At 69.1% G+C, this 1,117-nt stretch carries 1 protein-coding gene; it reads right to left on the reverse strand.

Annotation, left to right across the window (positions count from 1 at the left end; all coding sequences use genetic code 11):
• Position 1: 1 nt before the first annotated feature.
• Positions 2-1,117 (reverse strand): flavodoxin-dependent (E)-4-hydroxy-3-methylbut-2-enyl-diphosphate synthase (ispG, locus tag AB0O28_RS39880; protein WP_363648241.1); only part of this gene is annotated, 1,116 nt, incomplete at its 5' end.

Here is a 1,117-nt window from a genome sequence, read left to right on the forward strand (position 1 = left end):
GTCAGCGGACGACGACCTCCGGACCGGTGGTCTCGTCGTCGTCGAGGTCGACGTCGACGCCCATCTCCTCGGCGATGCGCAGGGCCTCCTCGATCAGGGTCTCGACGATCCGCGACTCGGGCACGGTCTTGACGACCTCGCCCTTGACGAAGATCTGGCCCTTGCCGTTGCCGGAGGCGACGCCGAGGTCGGCCTCCCTGGCCTCGCCGGGACCGTTGACGACACAGCCCATGACGGCCACCCGCAGCGGGACCTTGAGCCCCGCGAGGCCGGCCTGCACCTGCTCGGCCAGGGTGTACACATCCACCTGCGCCCGCCCACAGGAAGGACACGAGACGATCTCCAGGCCCCGCTCACGCAACCCCAGCGACTCCAGGATCTGGGTGCCGACCTTGACCTCCTCCACCGGAGGCGCCGACAGCGACACCCGGATCGTGTCGCCGATGCCCTCGGCCAGCAGCGCGCCGAACGCCACCGCCGACTTGATCGTGCCCTGGAACGCCGGCCCCGCCTCGGTCACCCCCAAGTGCAGCGGGTAGTCGCAGCGCTGGGCCAGCAGCCGGTAGGCCTGGACCATCACGACCGGGTCGTTGTGCTTGACCGAGATCTTGATGTCGCGGAAGCCGTGCTCCTCGAACAGCGAGCACTCCCACAAAGCCGACTCCACCAGCGCCTCGGGGGTGGCCTTGCCGTACTTCTGCAGCAGCCGCGGGTCGAGCGAGCCGGCGTTGACACCGATCCTGATCGGCACCCCGGCGTCGGAGGCGGCGCGGGCGATCTCGCCGACCTTGTCGTCGAACTTCTTGATGTTTCCGGGGTTCACCCGCACGGCCGCGCATCCGGCGTCGATCGCCGCGAAGACGTATTTGGGCTGGAAATGGATGTCGGCGATCACGGGGATCTGCGACTTCCTCGCGATGGCCGGCAACGCGTCGGCGTCGTCCTGGGACGGCACGGCGACACGCACGATCTGACAGCCCGCCGCGGTCAGCTCGGCGATCTGCTGCAGGGTGGAGTTCACGTCGGCGGTCAGCGTGGTCGTCATGGACTGCACCGAGACCGGCGCGTCCCCGCCGACGGGAACCGAGCCGACCATGATCTGACGTGACACCCGCCG

The organism is Microbispora sp. NPDC088329, from assembly GCF_040685655.1.
In the GTDB taxonomy this organism is placed as follows: Bacteria; Actinomycetota; Actinomycetes; order Streptosporangiales; family Streptosporangiaceae; genus Microbispora.